The sequence below is a fragment of the Gilvimarinus algae genome (genome assembly GCF_030518215.1).
Taxonomy (GTDB): Bacteria; Pseudomonadota; Gammaproteobacteria; order Pseudomonadales; family Cellvibrionaceae; genus Gilvimarinus; species Gilvimarinus algae.
Genome location: NZ_JAULRT010000052.1, coordinates 349610 through 369632, shown reverse-complemented (window position 1 = coordinate 369632; position 20023 = coordinate 349610). Strand labels below are relative to the sequence as shown.

Genomic DNA, 20023 nt, shown 5'->3' with positions numbered 1-20023 from the left:
TCTCCAGTCTAAACCCGCTACTTACCCAAGGCCTTCGCCTTTGCGCTGTCGTACCACCAGGAATCGAGCCCGATGGAATACTGCGGGCGGACGTCCGGGCGGGAAAATTTATTCCAGTAAGCAATGCGGAAACTGTCAGAGTGCCACTGAGGGATGACATAAAAATTCCACAACGCCACCCGGTCAAAAGCTTTACCCAGCGCCATCAGCTTGTCTTCGTTTTCCTGGTTTGCGGCGATTTGCTCGACCAGCGCATCAATAACAGGATCCTGAACGCCCGCCTGGTTGTAGGTCGAGTCGATGTAATCAGAGTGCCAAATAATTTTCATGTCCGTCATTGGGTAAGGCATGGCGCTGTATCCCTGAGGAGTCATGTCAAAATCCCGCGAACGCAAGCGGTTTAAATATTGGCTGGAGTCCACCATCCGAATGTTAGCGGTGATACCGATTCGCTCCAAGTTGCGAATAAAAGGTAAGGTCACGCGCTCCATGGTGGGAGAATAGAGCAGGATTTCAAAGGAAAAGGCTTCGCCGGTAGCGCTGTTGACCAACTTCTTGTCTTTCAGCTCCCAGCCCGCGCTTTTGAGCAACGCCAGTGCCTCACGCATTTCCGTGCGAATACGACCCGAGCCATCCGTTTTGTTGGGCCGCCATACCTCGCCGAACACCTCGGCCGGCAACTGCTCCTCAAAGGGCTTGAGAATCGCCAGCTCCTCATCAGAAGGCTTCCCCTCGGCCTTAAACGGCGTATTTTCAAAATAGCTTTCGTTGCGATCGTAGGAAGAATAAAACAGGTTTTTGTTCAGCCACCCAAAGTCCAGCATCAGGTTAAGGGCTTGTCTCACCCGGCGGTCCTGAAAGTGTTTAAACTGGGTATTGAACACAAACGCCTGCATGGCTTGAGGAATGGAGTGCTCAAGTTCTTCTTTCACAATCTTGCCTTGGGTAACCGCTGGCACCTGATAACCCTCAGCCCATTGCTTGGCCACACTTTCGCGCCGAAAGTCAAACTCGCCCGCCTTGAAGGCCTCAAGGCTAACCGTGTCATCACGATAGTAGTCATAGCGGATTTTATCGAAATTCATCAAACCTTTACGACTGGGTAAATCTTGGGCCCAGTAATCCTTCAGCCGCTCATAGGTGGCGGATTGACCCATTTTGTAATCACTGACGCGATAGGCTCCACTGCCCAGGGGCGGCTCAGAGAGAGGTTCTGAAAAATTGCGCGAGGCCCAGTAATGCTTGGGCAGAATCGGAAGGCTTGCCATACTGCCGATCAGGTCTTTATTGGAAGAGCCAAAGCTGAACTTAACGCGGTGCTCGCCCAAAGCCTCAACGCCTGTGACATCAGCGTAGCGCTGTTTGACAAAAGCAACGCCCTCTTCCATAAATTTATCAAAGGTAAAAACCACGTCTTCAGCGGTAATCGGCTCGCCGTCCTGGTGCCGGGCGGCGGGGTTAAGGTTAAAGATAACCCAGCGAAAGTCGCTAGGGTATTCCAGGCTTTGTGCGATTAACGGATAGTAAACACCGATTTCGTCGTCATTACCGATCATCAGAGAGTCGTAAAACGCTTCGCTATTGACCTCTGCATCACCACGGGAGGCGTACCGGTTGAAGCTGTCGTAGGTGCCAATGGTGGCGAGAACCAGCTCCCCACCTTTTGGCGCATTGGGATTGGCGTAGGCAAAATGGGTGAAATCCGCGCCGTATTTCGGGTCTCCGCGCTCGGCAAAGGCGTGTGACTTGATAATCTCAACGGATTGTTCTGCCGGGGTCTGATCGTTCTCCTGAGCCAGGGTAGTCAGGGCGACTCCCACCAACGCATAGCCTGCGAACACTCTAAGCCAACTCATAGTCTGTCACTCTCACGTGGAAACCTGGGATTCTAAGTGATCCGGAGAAGGTACGACGGACGCCGCAAAGCCTGGTCAGGCAGCGGCTTAAACATCGAACCGATCACTCGGACCAATTGTACGGAAAGAAGTGCCATAGTGTACAACCCCCTTCGGGGCCTGAGGCAATCATTTATCTGACAATTTAACACCCTGGCGGCTGAAACCCACTTTCGACGTCGGTTTGCTGACACAAGAAAAAGACAGGACGGCCAGATAATGCTAGTATTTAGACGTCATTAGCTTAGGCGAAATGATCAAATTTTAACCAGCGATTACGGTTTCCCCAAGCCCAGAAGATAAGACAGACCAGATGATGGCTACCCTTCTCAACGAAGACCAGCGCGATTGCCTGCAAGAGATCGCCAATGTCGCCATGGGCCAATCAGCCGATCGCTTGGCGAGACTGCTGGACGTGTTTGTGGTTCTGTCCATTCCCAATGTCAGCATTCTCAACCCCAATGACATCGCCATGACGCTTCAGTCACTGCAGGACAGCAAGGGCGGCGACACTGTCCTCACCGGTGTCTGCCAGGGTTTTATCGGAGGCGGCATCGCGGGAGAGGCGCTGCTGATTTTTAACGGAACCGATTATCGCGACTTGGCCAAGCTGCTTCAGTACGAAGACAATGGCGAGGTGCGCAGTGAATTACTGATGGACACCACCAATGTGCTCGGTGGAGCTTGTTTGCACAGCCTGGCCCAACAGCTAGACACCCAGTTCAGCCTTGGTCCACCCACATTGCTCGGCGAACACTACGACATTACCAGTCTCTTGCAAAAGCGGGAGGTGAGCTGGAACAACGCACTGGTCGTCGAAATCAACTACACTATCGAAGATCACAAGGTAAACTGTGACTTGCTGCTGGTAATCAGCGAAAACTGCATCAACGGTTTACTGGAAAAGCTGAATTATCTGCTGGATTGACCACCCTCAGCCTGGAAAGACTGCCCCCTATGCCGACAGACGATGATCTGAGCCATTTTCTTAAAGACGTACATTGGCTTATGGACATCCTGCAAAATATCGATGTGGGACTTGTGGTGCTGGATCACGATTACCGCATCTGCCTGTGGAATCAGTTTATGCAAAACCACAGTGGCAAAGCGCCTGAACATGTTCTCAACGAGGGGCTATTTCGCGTCTTTCCGGAGCTCTCGGAAGACTGGTTTCGGCGCAAGGCCGAACCCGCGTTTGTCCTCCAAAGCGCCACCTTTACCACCTGGGAGCAGCGACCCTATCTGTTCCATTTTCCGCACTACCGGCCTATTACCGGCACGGCGCGTTTTATGTACCAAAACACCACCATCATCCCCCTGCTCAACACGCGCAGCGAAGTCTCTCATATTTGCCTGATTGTCTACGATGTGACAGACACCGCCATGAATAAGCTGGCCCAGATTGAGGCCAATGACCGGCTCGAGGGGCTCAGCCGCGTGGACCATCTGACCCAGCTCTATAACCGCGGGCATTGGGAGCACTGCTTACAGCAGGAGTTCAAGCGTTACGACCGCTACAAGATCCCCTGCACTTTGGTGCTTTTCGATATCGACCACTTTAAATCCGTCAATGACACCTACGGTCACACCGCCGGGGACGACGTTATTCGCATGGTCAGCGACTGTCTGCGGGAGCAACTCAGAGATACCGACGTCGCGGGGCGCTATGGTGGAGAGGAGTTTGGGGTAATCTTGACCAACACAGACGCTGCGGGCGGATTGGAGTTCGCTGAGCGACTGCGCAAGGCTGTTCAGGCGCAAGCGGTGGATACCAACCATCACGCCATTAAAGTGACTATCAGTCTTGGTGTTGGGGAGCTCAATCCGCTGATAGGCGATTCACAGCAGTGGCTCGAGCTAGCTGACAAGGCCCTCTACTACTGCAAAGAGCACGGCCGTAACCAGAGTCATGCGCTCTAGTATCGCGGCCAGGTTGTGACCTGACCGGCGATACTCATACCCGGCAATCGGTTCCGAGCTTAGCGCTCAATATCCGCGGTTTCGCGCAGATAACCGGCAAATGCCTGAAAATCGGCGGCGCCGTACATTCCCGCAAGCGCCTGGCTAATCCCTTTGAGCTCGTCTTCGCCGGGCTCTTCAGAGGGTATATTAACTGCCGTCAGGCGCACCACTGTGTATTCCCCTGAGCGCGCAACACCATCGATGACCGGACCGGCTTCAGGACGAGGCAGAGAAAACGCAAACTCAACGACGGCGCGAGGCTGTTCCATATCGCCCCGCGCGATAGCCTCCAGCTGAATCACTTCCACACCATACTGTTCGGCCACTTCGGCGAAATCAGTGCCCGAGGCCAGTGCTTGCTCGAGAGCCTTGCCCTGCTCTGCCAACAACTGAGCCGCCTTTTCTTCGCTTAAATTAGCGCGAATCTGATCACTGACCTCTGCCAAAGGCTTAACATAACTCGGCTGCAACTCGGTTTTCTTCAGCACGACAACACGGTCAGGCGCCAACTCGATCACTTCACTGGCGTTGTCAAACTCCAGCACTTCTTCACTAAAGGCAGCGCGCACAAACTGCCCGGAGGAAGCAATACCAGCACCACCATCGCGGGAGAAAGGCTCTGTGTTTTCAGCGCTAAGGCCAAGCTCTGAGGCCACGGCAGCGAGACTTTCAGCGTTGTAAGAGAGATCTTCAAGGCGGTCCAACAACTCGATAAAGCGCGTCTCGGCGCGAGCGCGTTTTATTTGCGCAGCAATCTGGTCGCGTTGTTCTTCAAAGCTGGCGGGCTCACCACCGGTCTCAGAGAGCAGCTTGATAAAATGTGTTCCCGCGTCGGTTTCCACGGGCCCGGACACTTCGCCAACAGACAGGGCCTCAAGGGCCTCTTCAAACGCTTCGGGGAAGGCATCGCCGCTGCTGATACCCACATCTCCACCCTGGTCTTTAGAGCCGAGGTCATCGGAGTATTGCTGGGCAAGCTCGGCGAAATCAGCACCAGAATTCAGAGCCTGCTGGACTTCTGCCAGCTGCTCCTCGCTGGGCTCTTCCAACAGAATATGAGCCGCGTGACGTTCAATAGACGGGGTAAAATCTTCGATATTGTCTTCAAACTGTGCCCTGAGGGTTTCTTCAGTGACCTCAACATCTTCCATTAAAGCGTCGACGCTGAGCTCAATATACTCTACCGCGACTTTTTCTGGCTCGGTAAATTCACTGGCATTGGCATCGTAATAGGTCTGGATATCAGCCTCGGAAACGTCCACCTGATCCATCAGGCTGTCCGTGCTGAGTGTGACATAGCTGAAGTCGCGGGTCTGGCTGTTGAGCTGGAGTAACCACTTAGCTTCTTCCGCTGTTGCAAAGTTTGACTGGCTGATACCGCTCGCCAGTTGGTTGACGGTGAGATCCCGAACCAACTCTTTGCGGTAAGTTGCAGGCGTATAAGCGGAACGCGCCAGAACCATTCTGTAGGTGTTCGGATCAAACTGTCCGGACTCATTCTGGAATGCACCGATGGACATAATAACGTTGCTGATTTGAGACTCGGAGACGGCCATATTGGCGTCCTCAGCGGCCTGAATCAGCAAGGTTCTCTCAACCAATTGCTCGATGGCAGGCTCTCGCAGGTTCTCGCTGCTGAGAAAATCCTCTGGCACGGCATCGCCAAATCGGCTGCGCATTTGCGCCTTTTGCTGCTCAATAGCGCGCTGAACTTCCGTCTCCGTTATATCCTGGCCATTGACCGTAAGCGCCACTTGATCGCTGTTGCGACTGCTAAACAGCGCCTCAGCACCGGAAAGCGCAAAAATAATCACCAAAAGACCGACTAAAATACCGGCGACAACCCCTTTTGAGTTGTCCCGCATAGTTTGCAACATGTTCAGCTCCTGAACCTTACGAGGGCATCAGACAATGTCTGACACCGGACTGGCAATACAAAAAAAATATCACTCCATAAAAAAGGCGCATCCTTGATGCGCCTTTTTTACATCGCAAACAGGCATTGGCTGCAGCGATGTGTCTTTCTTCAACCGAAGCTGATTAATTAACAGCGTCTTTCAGCGCTTTACCAGCCTTGAAGCTGGGGACCTTCGCAGCGGCGATTTGAATCTCGGCACCTGTTTGCGGGTTACGACCGGTGCGAGCAGAACGCTCTTTTACCGAGAAAGTGCCGAAACCTACCAGCACAACCTGATCACCTTTTTTCAGGGAATCGGTGATGCCGTCGACAACAGCGTCCAGCGCACGGCCAGCAGCAGCTTTGGAAATATCCGCAGATGCGGCGATGGCTTCAATCAGCTCAGTTTTGTTCACGTTTAACCCCTTAAGTAAATTTTCCAGAACACGTGTTTATAGTTGTGCAGTGTTTTTGTTGACTGGGTGACATCAATGGCTAACCCTGCGCGGCTCAGCACCACCACTCACTATTGAACTGCGATTTATACCAAGTGGCAGGTTGCGGGTCAAGGCCGCTTTCTGCAAATGCCGCTGCATTTCCGGTTTTGCCTGTCTTTTGAGCAAAAGCCAGAGCTGGCGCGCCTTTGCCGCGCCCGCCAGCAGGTTTGAAGTTACCCAAAGTAACATCAGTGAGTATTGATCCTGGCCGCGCCTTCAGACTGCTCAGCGGCCTTTTCCAAGGCCTGATACTCTTCATCGGACAAGGGCTTGGGGACATGCTGCAAGGCCACCTGAAGCACATCGTCTATCCACTTGACCGGTTTGATCTCAAGATCCGCTTTGATGTTGTCCGGTATCTCTTTCAAGTCCCGCTCATTCTCTGCCGGAATCAACACGGTTTTAATACCGCCCCGGTGGGCCGCCAACAGCTTTTCTTTAAGCCCGCCAATACGAAGCACTTCACCACGAAGCGTGATCTCCCCGGTCATGGCAACCTGCGCCTTAACGGGTATACCGGTCAACACAGAAACCAAAGCAGTGCACATGGCAATGCCCGCACTCGGGCCATCTTTGGGCGTGGCCCCCTCCGGCACATGGATGTGCACATCCGTTTTCTCATGGTAATCTGGCGCAATACCCAACACCTGAGCCCTAGAACGCACCACCGTTAGGGCTGCCTGAATGGATTCCTGCATCACATCACCCAGCGAGCCGGTCTTGATGATCCGACCCTTGCCTTTAACGGCTGACGACTCGATGGTAAGCAGCTCCCCTCCGACCTGGGTCCAGGCCAGGCCGGTCACCTGACCCACCTGGTCATCGCTCTCGGCCTTACCAAAGTCAAACTTTCTTACACCCAAAAGCGATTCGAGCTGATCGGTGGTTACCCGATCGGAGGCGTTGGACTTATCCTTGACATGTCGCGTGACAATTTTGCGCGACAGCTTGGCAATCTCCCGGTCGAGCCCGCGCACGCCCGCCTCGCGGGTGTAATAGCGGATAATATCGCGGATAACGGCCTCATCCACCTCGAGTTCGCCGTCTTTCAAACCATTGGCCTTAATCTGCTTGGGGATCAGGTATTTGCGCGCGATATTGACCTTTTCATCCTCGGTATAGCCGGGAATACGTATGACCTCCATACGATCCAGCAAAGGGCCGGGGATGTTCATTGAGTTGGACGTACAGACAAACATCACATCCGACAGATCGTAATCCACCTCGAGATAATGATCGTTAAAGTGATTGTTCTGCTCCGGGTCGAGCACCTCCAGTAGTGCCGATGCCGGATCACCCCGATTGTCCATGCCCATCTTGTCAATTTCATCCAGCAAAAACAGGGGGTTCTTCACGCCAGCCTTAGCCATTTTCTGAACCAATTTACCGGGCAAAGAGCCGATGTAGGTGCGCCGATGACCGCGAATTTCGGCCTCGTCACGGACGCCACCAAGTGCCATACGCACGAATTTGCGGTTGGTCGCCCGGGCAATGGATTCACCCAGCGAGGTTTTACCTACCCCCGGCGGCCCCACGAGACAGAGAATAGGGCCTTTGATTTTTTTTACCCGTTTTTGCACGGCAAGGTACTCGAGAATCCGCTCTTTCACTTCTTCAAGGCCGTAGTGATCTTTCTCCAGCACGGCTTCGGCCCTATCGAGGTCGTGTTTTACTTTGCTGCGCTTTTTCCAGGGGACCTTGACCATCCAATCAATGTAGGCGCGCAGCACAGACGCCTCTGCAGACATTGGCGACATCATCTTCAATTTGCCCAGCTCGGCCCGGGTTTTCTCCTGAGCTTCGTCGGGCATACCACTGTCAGCGATTTTCTGTTCGAGCTCGTCGATCTCGTTGACCTCTTCGCCCATGTCGCCCAGCTCTTTTTGAATGGCTTTCATCTGCTCATTCAAATAGTACTCACGCTGACTCTTTTCCATCTGCTTTTTAACGCGACCGCGAATTTTCTTTTCCACCTGCAGCAGGTCGATCTGCCCATCCATCAGCTCCAGCAGACTTTCGATTCGCTCACGCACGCCCGTCATTTCCAAAACGGCCTGCTTTTGTTCAAGCTCTAGGGCCATATGGGCCGCAATGGTGTCAGCGAAACGGCCCGGGTCATCAATACCACTGAGAGAGCTCATGACCTCCGAGGCCACTTTACGTGACAGGCTGACGTACTGCTCGAAATGCTCCCTGGCCGTTTTAATCAAAGCCTCGGCATCGCTATCGGGCACCTGTTCTTCGGCAAACACACTCACCGCCACCCGGTAATGACCGTCTACTTCTTCAGCGCTCTCAATGGCCACCCGTTGGCCACCTTCGACGAGTACTTTAACCGTACCGTCGGGCAACTTAAGCAGCTGCAGGATGCTGGCAAGCGTCCCAACACCGTAAAGATCCGAAGGCGTCGGGTCGTCGTCACCGGGGTTTTTCTGGGCCACAAGCACAATCTGCTTGTCGGCGCGCATGGCGTTTTCCAGGGCCTCAATGGACTTTTGCCGCCCTACAAACAGCGGGATGACCATATGTGGGTAAACCACCACATCGCGCAGTGGCAATAAGGGTAAATCGGTACTCATTAACGCTTGCTCATTTTGTTGCATGACTGACCCCCTGTGTAAGGTCGCTCGCAGCAGTGGCACTGCCGCCTTTACCGGTAAGGTTGGGGGCAAGCCCCCAAATTACAACCTCTTGACACATTCTAAAACGCAAAAAGGGTGCCAGAGGCACCCTTTTCTCGACGAAGACTAAGCGAGGCTCAGTCCTCCTTCGCCACTTTGCTCTGAGCAGGCTCAGTGTTCTCGTAAACAAGAATGGGATCTGACTCGCCCTTGATCACAGTCTCGTCGACCACCACCTTTTTCACATGCTCCTCTGATGGGATGCGGTACATGGTGTCGAGCAGCACAGATTCCATAATCGAGCGAAGACCCCGCGCCCCGGTTTTGCGATCCATGGCCTTTTGCGCCACCGCCTCCAAGGCGTCGCGGCGAAAGTCGAGCTCTACGCCCTCCATGTCGAACAGCCTCTGGTACTGTTTCGTCAACGCATTCTTCGGCTCGGCCAAAATTTCAACCAAAGCCTGCAGATCGAGCTCGTCCAGAGTGGCGATCACTGGCAGACGACCGACGAATTCGGGAATAAGCCCGTAGCGGACCAAGTCCTCAGGCTCGAGCTCGTGCAAGGTATCGCCGAAGCTCTTACCATCACTCTTGCTCTTGACCTGAGCCCCAAAGCCGATACCACCGCGCTCAGAGCGATCGCGAATCACTTTATCCAAGCCTGCAAACGCACCGCCACAAATAAACAGAATATTGCCAGTGTCAACCTGCAAAAATTCCTGCTGCGGGTGCTTGCGGCCCCCTTGAGGCGGAACAGACGCGACCGTGCCTTCAATCAGTTTCAACAGGGCCTGCTGCACCCCCTCACCAGACACGTCGCGGGTGATCGAGGGGTTGTCGGATTTGCGGGAGATCTTATCGATTTCGTCAATGTAGACGATCCCCTGCTGAGCCTTTTCGACATCGTAGTCGCACTTTTGCAGCAACTTTTGGATGATATTCTCAACATCCTCGCCCACATAGCCAGCTTCAGTCAGCGTGGTCGCGTCGGCGATGGTAAAGGGCACATTCAGCAGCCTCGCCAAGGTCTCAGCAAGCAAGGTTTTACCGCTACCTGTGGGACCAACAAGCAGAATATTGCTCTTACCCAGCTCAACGGCCTCTTTATCCTTACTTTTGCTGCCACCGACACGCAGACGCTTGTAGTGGTTATACACGGCAACGGCCAACACTTTTTTAGCTCGCTGCTGGCCAATAACGTATTGATCGAGAATGGCGGAAATCTCACTCGGCTTAGGCAGCTTTTCCGACTGCCCGTCCGTCGTGCTCTCTTGAATCTCTTCGCGGATAATGTCGTTGCAAAGATCGACACACTCGTCACAAATAAACACCGAGGGGCCCGCAATCAGCTTGCGTACCTCGTGCTGGCTTTTACCGCAAAACGAGCAATACAGCAGCTTGCCGTTTTTATCGCCGTTATCTCCGGTGTGATCGGTCATTAAACCACTCCCATCATTTCTACGGATTAAAGATGAGCCCTTTAACCCAAATTTTCAAGCCCGGAGTACGCCTCCGGGTCACATATACTTTTACGACTCTACGCGACTTTGGACTACTGAGTCGATAAGACCATAGGCTTTCGCTTCGTCTGCGGCCATAAACTTGTCGCGCTCGGTGTCCAGCTCGATTTGCTCCAGGGTCTGCCCGGTATGCTTAGCCAGCAGCTCGTTCAGGCGGCGGCGAATCTTCAAGATCTCCTGGGCGTGAATATTAATGTCCGAGGCCTGACCCTGAGCACCACCGCTGGGCTGGTGGATCATCACCCGGGAGTTCGGTAGGCAATGACGCTTGCCCTCTGCCCCTGCGGCCAGGAGAAAGGCGCCCATAGAGCAGGCCTGCCCCATACACATGGTACTGACATCCGGCTTAATGAATTGCATGGTATCGTAAATGGACATGCCTGCCGTCACAGAGCCACCGGGCGAGTTGATGTACAGGTGGATGTCCTTGTCAGGGTTTTCGGCCTCAAGAAACAACAGCTGAGCCACCACCAGATTGGCCATATGATCCTCAACCTGGCCGGTCAGGAAGATGACACGCTCTTTGAGCAACCGAGAGTAAATATCGTATGAGCGTTCACCGCGCGCGGTTTGCTCCACCACGATAGGCACCAGAGAGCCCGTGGTTATCTCTTGTGCGCTCTTATCAGTAAGCTGGTATGACATTGATGACTACCCTTCTCGTAAAACATTCCAAAAGTCGGCCCGATCTCGATAACAGGCGGATATGTGGGAGCTTAACCTGTGAGCCGGCGCTTTGCCAGTACAGAAAGATAAATGGCGGGAAGAGTGGCCGCGAAACAGGCGTTTCGCGGCATTTTTGCTCAAAAAGCGTTATTTTTCAGCATTTGGCTGCATAATCTCGTCGTAAGTGGCGGTCTCTTCGGAGACTTCTGCCTTCTCGAGAATGTGCTCAACGACTTGATCTTCCAGTACCGCCGACTCTATACCCGCCAGCAGCTCGCGCTGACTGTAATAGTAGTCGATGACCTCCTGGGGCTCTTCGTAAGTGCTGGCAACCTCTTCCACCATCTTGCGAACCGCCTTGTCGTCCGGCTTGATTTTCGCAGTCTTGACGATTTCACCGACAATCAACCCCAGGGCCACACGGCGCTTGGCGTCTTCTTCAAACATACTGTCCGGTAAAATCGAGCGCGGATCAAAATCCTTGGGCTGCTGGCCAAAGCGCTGCATCATTTGATTGCGCAGCACCTGGATTTCATTCCCCACCAGAGACTTGGGCAGATCGACCTCGTGAGTCTCGATCAGCTGATCCATCACCTGGCCCTTCACCTTAGCCTTAAGCGCGTTTTTCAGCTCGCGCTCCATATTGGCCTTAACTTCTTTCTGGAAAGCCTTAATGCCACCCTTTTCCAGGCCAAACTTCTGGAAAAACGGCTTTTTTAGCTCGGGCAATTGCTGCTCAGAAACTTTGTTGACCTTAATCAGAAACTCGGCATCGGCACCTTTGAGCTCTTCGGCCTGATAATCTTCTGGGAAGGTTACCTTGATGGTTTTCTCATCGCCGGGCTTCATACCGACAATGCCATCTTCAAAGCCTGGAATCATTGAGTTAGAGCCGAGCACCAGATTATGGCCCTCAGCCTTGCCACCTTTGAACTCTTCGCCGTCTTTGGTGCCGGTGAAATCAATATTGACCTGATCGCCCTCGGCGGCGGCACGATCCACCTCTTCCCAGGTAGCCTGGTGCTTGCGCAGGGTCTCGACCATTTTATCGATGTCTTCGTCGGTAATCTCGGCGCTGTAGCGAGTCACCTTAAAGCCACTCATGTCGCCGAGAGAGACCTCTGGGTAGACCTCGAAGGTGGCCACGAACTCGAGATCCTTGCCCTCTGTCATCTGCTTAGGCTGGATACTCGGCTGTCCGGCAGGCTTGACGTCCTCGCGCTTGGCCGCCTCATAAAAAGACCGGCTGATCACCTCGCCCACGACTTCCTGACGCACGCCAGCGCCGTAGCGCTGCTTAACGATTTTCAGCGGCACCTTGCCTTTGCGAAAGCCGTTGATGCGAATGTTCTTGGCAGCCTCTTTAAGGCGTTTTTCAATTTCGCCTTCCACGGTGTCGGCGGGCACGCCAATAGTCAAACGGCGCTCCAGACCAGAAGTCGTTTCGATTGAAACCTGCATAGTATCCTCGTGAATTACATCGATGCCTTTCGCATCGTTTTATGGCATTGCCGGAGGCAACGCGCTTTTACACTTAATGGTGCGGTCGGAGAGACTCGAACTCTCACACCTTGCGGCACCAGAACCTAAATCTGGCGTGTCTACCAATTCCACCACGACCGCTGCACTGTCAAACAGGCCACAAAAAGCTTTAACTCTACAAGCTATTGATTTTCAAAGTAATTTTCAAAAAACCAAGCAGCCGGTTGCGAGAAGGGTGGAGATTTTGCCACAGACACTCAAGAGGTTCAATAAGTGAGGACTAACATTTACCGCCAAGAGCCCTGGCAATCAGCGCCACAGCCCCTTTTTGCAGCTGCAACCGCAGCCCGGCCCGGGCATTGGCAGGTACCAAAGCGGCCTGCTCAGGCGCCAGTACCTTACCCGGCAAACTCACCTCGCCGGAGATCGCCATGACCAGCCGGTAATCTTGGAGGCCCTCCAGCGGGTAGTCACAAGTTTCAAGCGCCGAGAGGCGCCACACCGCAAAGTCATCGAAGTCAACCACTTGCTGACACACCAGCTCGGGACATGGGCGCGTCACAGCTCCGAGTTCCGGGAGGTTTGCCTCCAGGGCCACTTTTTCCAAAGCCTCCTCTGTATCCCAGTGAGGCTGAGTCAACACCTTTTGGGCAAAGGCGAGAATCTTGCGTTCATACACAGGGGTCTGAAACTCCACGGTCCGCACACCGTGCAACAGCGAATGAGGCGTGTAACAAGGCACCTTGACCACATCGCCCACCTTGAGAGGCAAGACCCGGGTGAAGCGCTCCATTTCCAGGCGTAAGAGCTTCTCCCGCTCGCGCAGAGCCGGATCCACTCCAGCAAGCCAGGCGCTGACCGTCGCCGGAGAGACCGGCTCATTCAGCCCTATGCCTTTACCCTGGCGAACTTGATCCAGTTTTCCGTCAATCTTGCGGCGCGCCTGCTCATAGGACTTGACCGCAGCGGCATACGCAGTCTTAAAGTTCTCATCGCTGGCATATTGCTGCCGCTTTTCCGGGCAAAAACCAAAACGAATCCCACCCTCGCCATTGGGCCAAGCACGCCGATCCACGTGGGTGACCACATAAACCTCTTGCTTGCGCTCGTGCATTTCAAAGTAGAGGTCGCCGAACACTTCATCGGCCAGAGGATCCAGAACCTTGAGCAGAGTCAACGACTCGGGGTCGCCCATGGCGAACGCCTTGGGCATCAGGGACAAGAGCCACGCCAGGGGGGTAACACGGACCTCATCGCCGACACCGGCCTGGCCACGCTTTTCCATGCCGGTATACCAGACCTCCCGTCCCCAGGGCTTGGGAATCACCACAGGCACGAGACTAACGGCGGCATCAAGCTCAAGCACAGGCGCGCCCAAAGCTTCGGCGAGCCGGGCCAAACAGCCCGTCTGGGACCATCCGCCGACCAGTGTTCGGGTTTCGGCGGTTGCCGCCGCGATGACTGCTCGCACGCCAGGTTCTCCCTTATCCAGCACAGCAATCAAGGCTTCGCAACGAGGCGCCTCAAGGTAAAACGCGTTGTGCTCAAACTCTATAGCGTGCAGCTGGCCCGCAGGCGCAGAGGAGCCCAGCGCCTGAACAAACGCTTCCGGATCCCGAACCGATTGAATTTGCAAGACGCCACCCCTTCTTGCCGAGAGCGATTAACCGGGCAACCCAATAGCCGTTTTCGCCATTTGATTGCGTCCCCTTAAACCCCGACAGAGAACCGCAAATGTCTGTCTCGTTCAAGGGCTTGTGTGGCCCTAGCGTGAACCCTCGCCGGGCGAACAAAAGCGGCATTCTACCAGATGCTCCACCGCTCAGCAGCGCTCAATGACCGTGGTAATGCCCTGCCCCAATCCGATGCACATAGTGGCAATCCCGAGGGTCGCCCCCTTGCGCTCCATAACCGTCAGCAGTGAACCGGTGATTCGGGTGCCAGAACAGCCAAACGGATGCCCCAGAGCGATGGCGCCGCCGTGAAGGTTTACCTTGTCATCCAGCTCATCCAGCAGAGCCAAATCCTTGAGAACCGGCAGCGCTTGCGCGGCGAAGGCTTCATTGAGTTCCACACACTCGATATCGTCCATCGCCAGGTTCGCAAGTTTGAGTGCTTTCTCCGTAGCGGGCACCGGCCCATAACCCATGATCGAAGGGTCCACCCCGGCGACGGTTTGCGAGACGATTTTCGCCAACGGCTCAATACCGAGCGCAGTGGCGCGCTCGGCCGACATGACCAGCATGGCCGAAGCACCGTCGGACAACTGTGAGGAGCTGCCGGCCGTAACCTTACCGTTTTTAGGATCGAAAACCGGCCTGAGCGCTGCCAAGCCTTCCAGGGTTGTATCCGCGCGGATAGTCTCATCGTCACAGATCAACTGCGAGTAACCCCGCTCATCGTGCCCAGCGACGGGCAGGATCTCCCTGGCAAAAATACCCGACTGGCGAGCCTTGTCCGCCAGCTGGTGTGAGCGCAAGGAGAACTCATCCATTTGCGCGCGGCTGATGCCGTGCAGCTGCGATAGGTACTCCGCAGTCACGCCCATATTGCCCGCGGCCTTGGCCACACTCAAACCAAGCATGGGGTTAGGGTTAATGGCCTCGTACATGGGTAGATGCCCGAGGTGTTCCACCCCGCCCACTAGATAGACGTCGCCCAGGCCAGCTTTGATCTGCGCGCTGGCTGTATGTAGGGCTGCCATGGACGAGCCGCACAGGCGATTGACCGTTTGCGCGGGCACCTCGTGGGGCAATCCTGCGAGCAGAAGTGCGTTGCGGGCGATGTTGAACGCCTGCTCTTCGCGCTGCAGAACGCAGCCCCAAATCAGGTCGTCAATCTCTGCCGGGTCCAGCTTCTGATTGCGCTCAAGCAGACCGCGTATCACCACCGCTGAGATATCGTCGGCCCGCGTATGCCGAAAACAACCGTTTTTTGAACGGCCCATGGCGCTTCGCGCGTAATCGACAATAACAGCGTCTCTGGGTTGTATGCTCACCTGGATTATCCTCCCATCCCGATGTGTTAGCGGGAGTAAAAAAATTGATGATTACTTGCCTTTTCGAGCAAAAGCGGCGCCGGCCGGTAGAGGGCGCCCAAGCTCGAAAAGCGACTCATCCCTTCGACCAGGGATTCAGCGCCATAATGATCCACCCAGTGCAAGACACCGCCGCGGTGCGGGGGGAATCCAGTGCCGTAGATCATGGCCATGTCGGCCTCGCCAGCCGATGACACCACCGCCTCTTCCAGACACCTCGCCAACTCGTTCACCATGGGAATCATCATCCGCAAGACGATGTCCTCATCGCTGATATCGGTATTGGTCAGCGGCCCGATCAAATCGCGAGCGGCTTCATTGTCGGCTTTTACTGGCTTACCTTTTTTGTCTTTCTCATGACGATAAAACCCACTGCCCGTTTTCTGGCCATAGAGCTTTTCATCGTAGAGTATCTGCAGTGCCGATGGATAATCTCTTTGCAACCTGTCGGGGAAGCCTTCGGCCATCACCTTTTCTGCGTGAATCGCGGTGTCCAGCCCTACGACATCCAACAAATACGCCGGCCCCATAGGCCAACCCCAGCGCTCCATGACCGCATCAATACGCGCATAATCAACGCCGTCTTTCACCAACAGGGAAAACCCAGCGAAGTACGGAAAGAGCACCCGGTTCACCAGAAATCCCGGGCAATCGTTAACGACCACAGGCTTTTTGCCCAAGGCAGCCGCGAAGGATACTACGGCCGCCAGAGTGTCATCGGAGGTTTTGTCTCCCCGAATCACCTCGACCAGCGGCATAGCGTGAACCGGGTTAAAAAAGTGCATGCCACAAAATTTTTCGGGCCGTTTAAGGCGCGAAGCTAGGCTGCTGATAGAGATCGTCGAGGTGTTGGAGGCGAGAACCGCGTCCGAGTCGATAACACTTTCCACTTCTGCCAACACCGTTTGTTTAACGGCCTGGTTTTCCACCACAGCCTCGACCACCAGATTCACATCGCCAAAATTGGCATAACTAAGCGTTGGCTCAATTCTGTTGAGCGCCGCAGCCATATCTCGGGTACTCATTTTTCCGCGTTCGACGCGCTTTTCAAGCAGACTGGCCGCCTCGGACAAACCCAAATCGATACCGCGCTGGTCAATGTCCTTGAGCCTCACCGCCACACCTCTGCTGGCGGACTGATAGGCAATACCACCACCCATAATCCCAGCCCCCAAGACGCCGGCGCGCTGCACCTGTAACGGGCTTTGCGCAGCCCAGGATTTGACTTTTTTACCGAGTTGCTGATCGGCAGTAAACACGTTGATAAGCGCGCGGGCCGTATCCCCCACAGCCACCTGTAAAAAGTGCGCCAGTTCCACCGCCAGAGCCTCATCACGGCCGAGGCTCGCCGCCTGCTGCATCGCGTCGATAGCGGTGACAGGGGCGGGATAATGCCTTCCGGCTTTGGCGGCGACAAAGCCTTTGCTGGAGGCAAAAGCCAGTCCGGCTTCAATAGCGTTAAGCGACAAAGGCGCCAGCTTTCGGGCTCTGCGCTCGCGGTAATCACGTGCGCCAGTGATGAGCTGGCCGAGCAAATCGAACGCACAATCACGCAAAAACTCGGGTTCCACCACCGCATCCACGACACCCGCCGTTAGCGCTTCGCTCGCTGTGTGTTCGGCGCCCGAGCAGATCCAGTCAATGGCAGTGTCGGCACCGGCAATTCTGGGTAAGCGCACGGTCCCGCCCCACCCTGGGATAATGCCCAGCTTGGTTTCGGGCAAGCCGATTCGCGCGCCGGTATCGGCCACGCGAAAATCGCAGGCCAGAGCCAGCTCGAGACCACCGCCGAGGGCGATCCCATTGATGGCGATCACCACCGGGAACGGCAATGCTTCCAGGCGATTAAAGTTGTCGATATTCTTTTTCAAATGAGCTCGTATCGCCGACTCGCCACCGGCAAACACGGGGGCAAACTCGTTGATATCTGCGCCCACGAGAAAGGTTGGTAAGTCGCTGACAATCACCAAACCCTTGACGTTGGAATGCTCGAGCTTGGTCAAAGCAGCATCCAGCTCCGCCACCGTTTCCGTATTGAATGTATTCACGGAAGCCTGGGCGCAAAAACTCAACTGCGCCAGCTCTCCCTCGACACTTACTTTGATGCGATTACCCTGATACATAACTTGCCTCTTGTCTGAGCTGCCTACTCTGGCGTTGCAGCCGCCACCATGATTTCCGCAGCCTCGCTGCTGGATTCATTGCGGGCACGAAACGGCGTATAGGCTTGCAGATAAAAACAATCACCCGCCTGTAACCGTCGAACCTTTGAGCCTGCCGACAACACAATTTCACCGCAAAAAACACAACCAGCCTGATCAAAAAAGCTGGTCAAGGGCGCATCTCCCGTATCGCTTTGCGGCTCAAAATGAAAGCGCTTGTACGAGACTTTGCGCGGTGACAATGGCTCCGCCACCATCTGCATGTAGCCGTAGGGCTTGTCGTGCTTTTGCATTTCTTCGCGAGCGTAAAAAATCTGGGTGTCGCCACTCAAACCGCAGGCAAAAAAATACGAGAGCGACATGGGAAACCCGGACAGCACCTTCTCCAACGACTGGACACTGGGGCTCACCTGCCCCTGCTCAATCATAGAAATACTGCTATTGGTGACACCCGCCCTTTTTGCCAGCTCGCGCTGTGACAAACCATTGGCTTCTCGAATCGCCTTGAGACGCAGCCCCAGGGCAAGCGCCGATTCCGATTGGGGCATCGTGCAACTGACCTCTTGTCACCGTTAGAAGGATGTCCGCCGGTAGTGGCGGTAGCGTGGGTACCAGAAATTTGCCTCCACTTTCTCAGCGATCAAATCTTCGGGCACGGGGACCGCGACGCCATCGGCGATCGCCTGCCGATAGACGGCTATCGCAATTTTCTTGCTCACATCGCGAATATCTTCCACCGCCGGCAGCAGAGGCCCTTCGCCCGTGTTGGCCAGAGGCGACAGCAGGGCCAGGGCCCTTGAGGCCGCCAGCATCATGCCATCGGTGATCTTGCTTGCCTTAGCGCTGATAACACCCAGGCCGACACCGGGAAAAATATAGCTGTTGTTACACTGCGCGATCTCGTGCAACCGGCCGCCGATATCCACAGGCGCAAATGGGCTACCCGTGGCGACAATGGCCCGCCCGCCCGTCCAGCGCAATATATCCACAGGCAAACCTTCAACCTTAGAAGTGGGATTGGACAGCGGCAGTATGATCGGGCGCTCACAGTGCGCTTGCATAGACTCAACCAGCGCTTTGTTGAACAGCCCCGGCTGCCCGGAAACACCGACCAGCACGGTCGGCTGCACATTGCGCACCACGTCAGCCAAACCGATGGTGCCGGGCCGGTCCAGGAGCCAATCATGCACCAGCCCATCAGGCTTACAAAACGGACGCTGAAAATCCAACAGCTGAGCGGAGCTGTCGGTTAGCAGACCATCGCGATTGACAAGATAAACCCGCGCCTTGGCCTGCTCCCGCGTCAGACCCTCCTCACACATTTCATCGATAATTTGGCCGGCAATACCGCAGCCCGCCGATCCTGCACCGGCAAAGACAATCGTCTGTGATGACAGGCTTTCCTCTTTTGTATGACAGGCGGCCAATAGCGTTCCCACTGTAACCGAGGCGGTGCCCTGCACGTCATCGTTAAAACAACAAATTTCATCACGATATTTATGCAGCAGCGGCGTGGCATGGTTTTGCGCAAAGTCTTCAAATTGCAACAGTGCATTGGGCCAGCGCACCTTAACCGCCTGAATAAACTGATCAACAAACTCGTAGTATTCGTCGTCGCTGATGCGCTCGTGACGCCACCCCATGTACATAGGGTCTTTGACCAACTGGGGGTTGTTACAACCCACATCCAGAACAACCGGCAGGGTGTATGCGGGGCTTATGCCACCGCACGCTGTGTACAGCGCCAATTTACCAATTGGAATCCCCATACCGCCGATACCCTGATCCCCCAAGCCGAGAATCCGCTCGCCATCAGTGACAACTATCACCTTGACATTGTGCTTGGTGGCATTTTGCAAAATATCGTCCAGGCGGTCGCGATCGGGGTAGGAAACAAACAGTCCGCGCTTGCGGCGATAGATTTTGGAAAACAGTTCGCAGGCTTTGCCCACCGTTGGGGTGTAGATCAAAGGCATGACTTCCTGTAGATGCTCGGTCACCAGGCGGAAGTACAAAGTCTCGTTGGTGTCCTGGATATTGCGTAGGTAGATGTGCTTGTCAATATCCGACTTGAATGAGCACAGTTGCTCGTAGGCGCGGGCTTTCTGCTCTTCAATGGTTTCGATGTTGTAGGGCAACAGGCCCTCAAGGTTAAACTGCTGGCGCTCCTGTCGAGTAAAGGCACTGCCTTTGTTAAGAAGGGGCGCCTCGAGAAGTGCTGGCCCGGCAAAGGGGATATAAATCGGTCTCGTGTTCACTGCCTCACCTGTACGCTGCCAATTAG

Annotated in this window: 14 protein-coding genes and 1 tRNA gene; 2 read left to right on the top strand and 13 right to left on the bottom strand. The window is 54.8% G+C overall.

The annotated features are described in order from the left end of the window. Positions 1 to 17: 17 nt before the first annotated feature. A complete protein-coding gene (locus tag QWI16_RS09060; RefSeq protein ID WP_302712506.1) occupies positions 18 to 1856 on the bottom strand; it encodes an extracellular solute-binding protein in 1839 nt (612 codons plus the stop codon). 352 nt (positions 1857 to 2208) lie between these two features. Between QWI16_RS09060 and QWI16_RS09055 the strand changes: the two genes are divergently transcribed. Both QWI16_RS09055 and QWI16_RS09050 read left to right on the top strand, forming a co-directional pair. Then, a complete protein-coding gene (locus QWI16_RS09055) occupies positions 2209 to 2823 on the top strand; it encodes a histidine kinase (RefSeq protein ID WP_302712504.1) in 615 nt (204 codons plus the stop codon). A 29-nt stretch (positions 2824 to 2852) separates the two neighbouring features. After that, positions 2853 to 3815 (top strand): GGDEF domain-containing protein, encoded by a 963-nt coding sequence (locus QWI16_RS09050; RefSeq protein WP_302712503.1) that lies wholly within the window; start codon positions 2853 to 2855, stop codon positions 3813 to 3815. Between the two features lie 59 nt (positions 3816 to 3874). On the opposite strand, the gene QWI16_RS09045 is transcribed toward QWI16_RS09050, so the two are convergent. From QWI16_RS09045 to QWI16_RS08990, 12 genes are all read right to left on the bottom strand, one after another. Then, complete coding sequence (locus QWI16_RS09045; protein WP_302712502.1) at positions 3875 to 5734, bottom strand: SurA N-terminal domain-containing protein; 1860 nt, start codon at positions 5732 to 5734, stop codon at positions 3875 to 3877. A gap of 163 nt (positions 5735 to 5897) precedes the next feature. Then, entirely contained in the window at positions 5898 to 6170 is a 273-nt protein-coding gene (hupB, locus tag QWI16_RS09040) for a nucleoid-associated protein HU-beta (protein WP_302712501.1), read from the bottom strand. A 269-nt stretch (positions 6171 to 6439) separates the two neighbouring features. Beyond that, complete coding sequence (lon, locus tag QWI16_RS09035; RefSeq protein WP_302712500.1) at positions 6440 to 8854, bottom strand: endopeptidase La; 2415 nt, start codon at positions 8852 to 8854, stop codon at positions 6440 to 6442. A gap of 155 nt (positions 8855 to 9009) precedes the next feature. Next, positions 9010 to 10311 (bottom strand): ATP-dependent Clp protease ATP-binding subunit ClpX, encoded by a 1302-nt coding sequence (gene clpX, locus QWI16_RS09030; protein WP_302712499.1) that lies wholly within the window; start codon positions 10309 to 10311, stop codon positions 9010 to 9012. A gap of 90 nt (positions 10312 to 10401) precedes the next feature. Beyond that, the gene (clpP, locus tag QWI16_RS09025) at positions 10402 to 11037 is read right to left on the bottom strand and encodes an ATP-dependent Clp endopeptidase proteolytic subunit ClpP (RefSeq protein ID WP_302712498.1); all 636 of its coding nucleotides are present in this window, start codon (positions 11035 to 11037) and stop codon (positions 10402 to 10404) included. A gap of 168 nt (positions 11038 to 11205) precedes the next feature. Continuing rightward, positions 11206 to 12519 carry a trigger factor gene (gene tig / locus QWI16_RS09020; RefSeq protein WP_302712497.1) on the bottom strand — a complete coding sequence of 438 codons (1314 nt, stop codon included), beginning with the start codon at positions 12517 to 12519 and terminating at the stop codon, positions 11206 to 11208. 77 nt (positions 12520 to 12596) lie between these two features. Further along, positions 12597 to 12681, bottom strand: a tRNA-Leu gene (locus QWI16_RS09015). Positions 12682 to 12820: 139 nt separating this feature from the next. Next, the gene (locus QWI16_RS09010) at positions 12821 to 14176 is read right to left on the bottom strand and encodes a hypothetical protein (protein WP_302712495.1); all 1356 of its coding nucleotides are present in this window, start codon (positions 14174 to 14176) and stop codon (positions 12821 to 12823) included. 186 nt (positions 14177 to 14362) lie between these two features. Continuing rightward, the gene (gene fadA / locus QWI16_RS09005; protein ID WP_302712493.1) at positions 14363 to 15538 is read right to left on the bottom strand and encodes an acetyl-CoA C-acyltransferase FadA; all 1176 of its coding nucleotides are present in this window, start codon (positions 15536 to 15538) and stop codon (positions 14363 to 14365) included. 26 nt (positions 15539 to 15564) lie between these two features. Continuing rightward, a complete protein-coding gene (fadB, locus tag QWI16_RS09000; protein WP_302712491.1) occupies positions 15565 to 17700 on the bottom strand; it encodes a fatty acid oxidation complex subunit alpha FadB in 2136 nt (711 codons plus the stop codon). A gap of 23 nt (positions 17701 to 17723) precedes the next feature. Continuing rightward, entirely contained in the window at positions 17724 to 18287 is a 564-nt protein-coding gene (locus QWI16_RS18730) for a helix-turn-helix domain-containing protein (protein WP_368045288.1), read from the bottom strand. A gap of 24 nt (positions 18288 to 18311) precedes the next feature. Next, a complete protein-coding gene (locus tag QWI16_RS08990) occupies positions 18312 to 19997 on the bottom strand; it encodes an NAD-dependent malic enzyme (RefSeq protein ID WP_302712489.1) in 1686 nt (561 codons plus the stop codon). Positions 19998 to 20023 lie beyond the last annotated feature (26 nt).

Bases quoted from the DNA above. Each gene is read 5' to 3' on its own strand.
- QWI16_RS09060 (WP_302712506.1), bottom strand. From the start codon at position 1,856: ATGAGTTGGCTTAGAGTGTTCGCAGGCTATGCGTTGGTGGGAGTCGCC.
- QWI16_RS09055 (WP_302712504.1), top strand. From the start codon at position 2,209: ATGATGGCTACCCTTCTCAACGAAGACCAGCGCGATTGCCTGCAAGAG.
- QWI16_RS09050 (WP_302712503.1), top strand. From the start codon at position 2,853: ATGCCGACAGACGATGATCTGAGCCATTTTCTTAAAGACGTACATTGG.
- QWI16_RS09045 (WP_302712502.1), bottom strand. From the start codon at position 5,734: ATGTTGCAAACTATGCGGGACAACTCAAAAGGGGTTGTCGCCGGTATT.
- lon (WP_302712500.1), bottom strand. From the start codon at position 8,854: ATGCAACAAAATGAGCAAGCGTTAATGAGTACCGATTTACCCTTATTG.
- clpX (WP_302712499.1), bottom strand. From the start codon at position 10,311: ATGACCGATCACACCGGAGATAACGGCGATAAAAACGGCAAGCTGCTG.
- clpP (WP_302712498.1), bottom strand. From the start codon at position 11,037: ATGTCATACCAGCTTACTGATAAGAGCGCACAAGAGATAACCACGGGC.
- tig (WP_302712497.1), bottom strand. From the start codon at position 12,519: ATGCAGGTTTCAATCGAAACGACTTCTGGTCTGGAGCGCCGTTTGACT.
- fadB (WP_302712491.1), bottom strand. From the start codon at position 17,700: ATGTATCAGGGTAATCGCATCAAAGTAAGTGTCGAGGGAGAGCTGGCG.
- QWI16_RS18730 (WP_368045288.1), bottom strand. From the start codon at position 18,287: ATGCCCCAATCGGAATCGGCGCTTGCCCTGGGGCTGCGTCTCAAGGCG.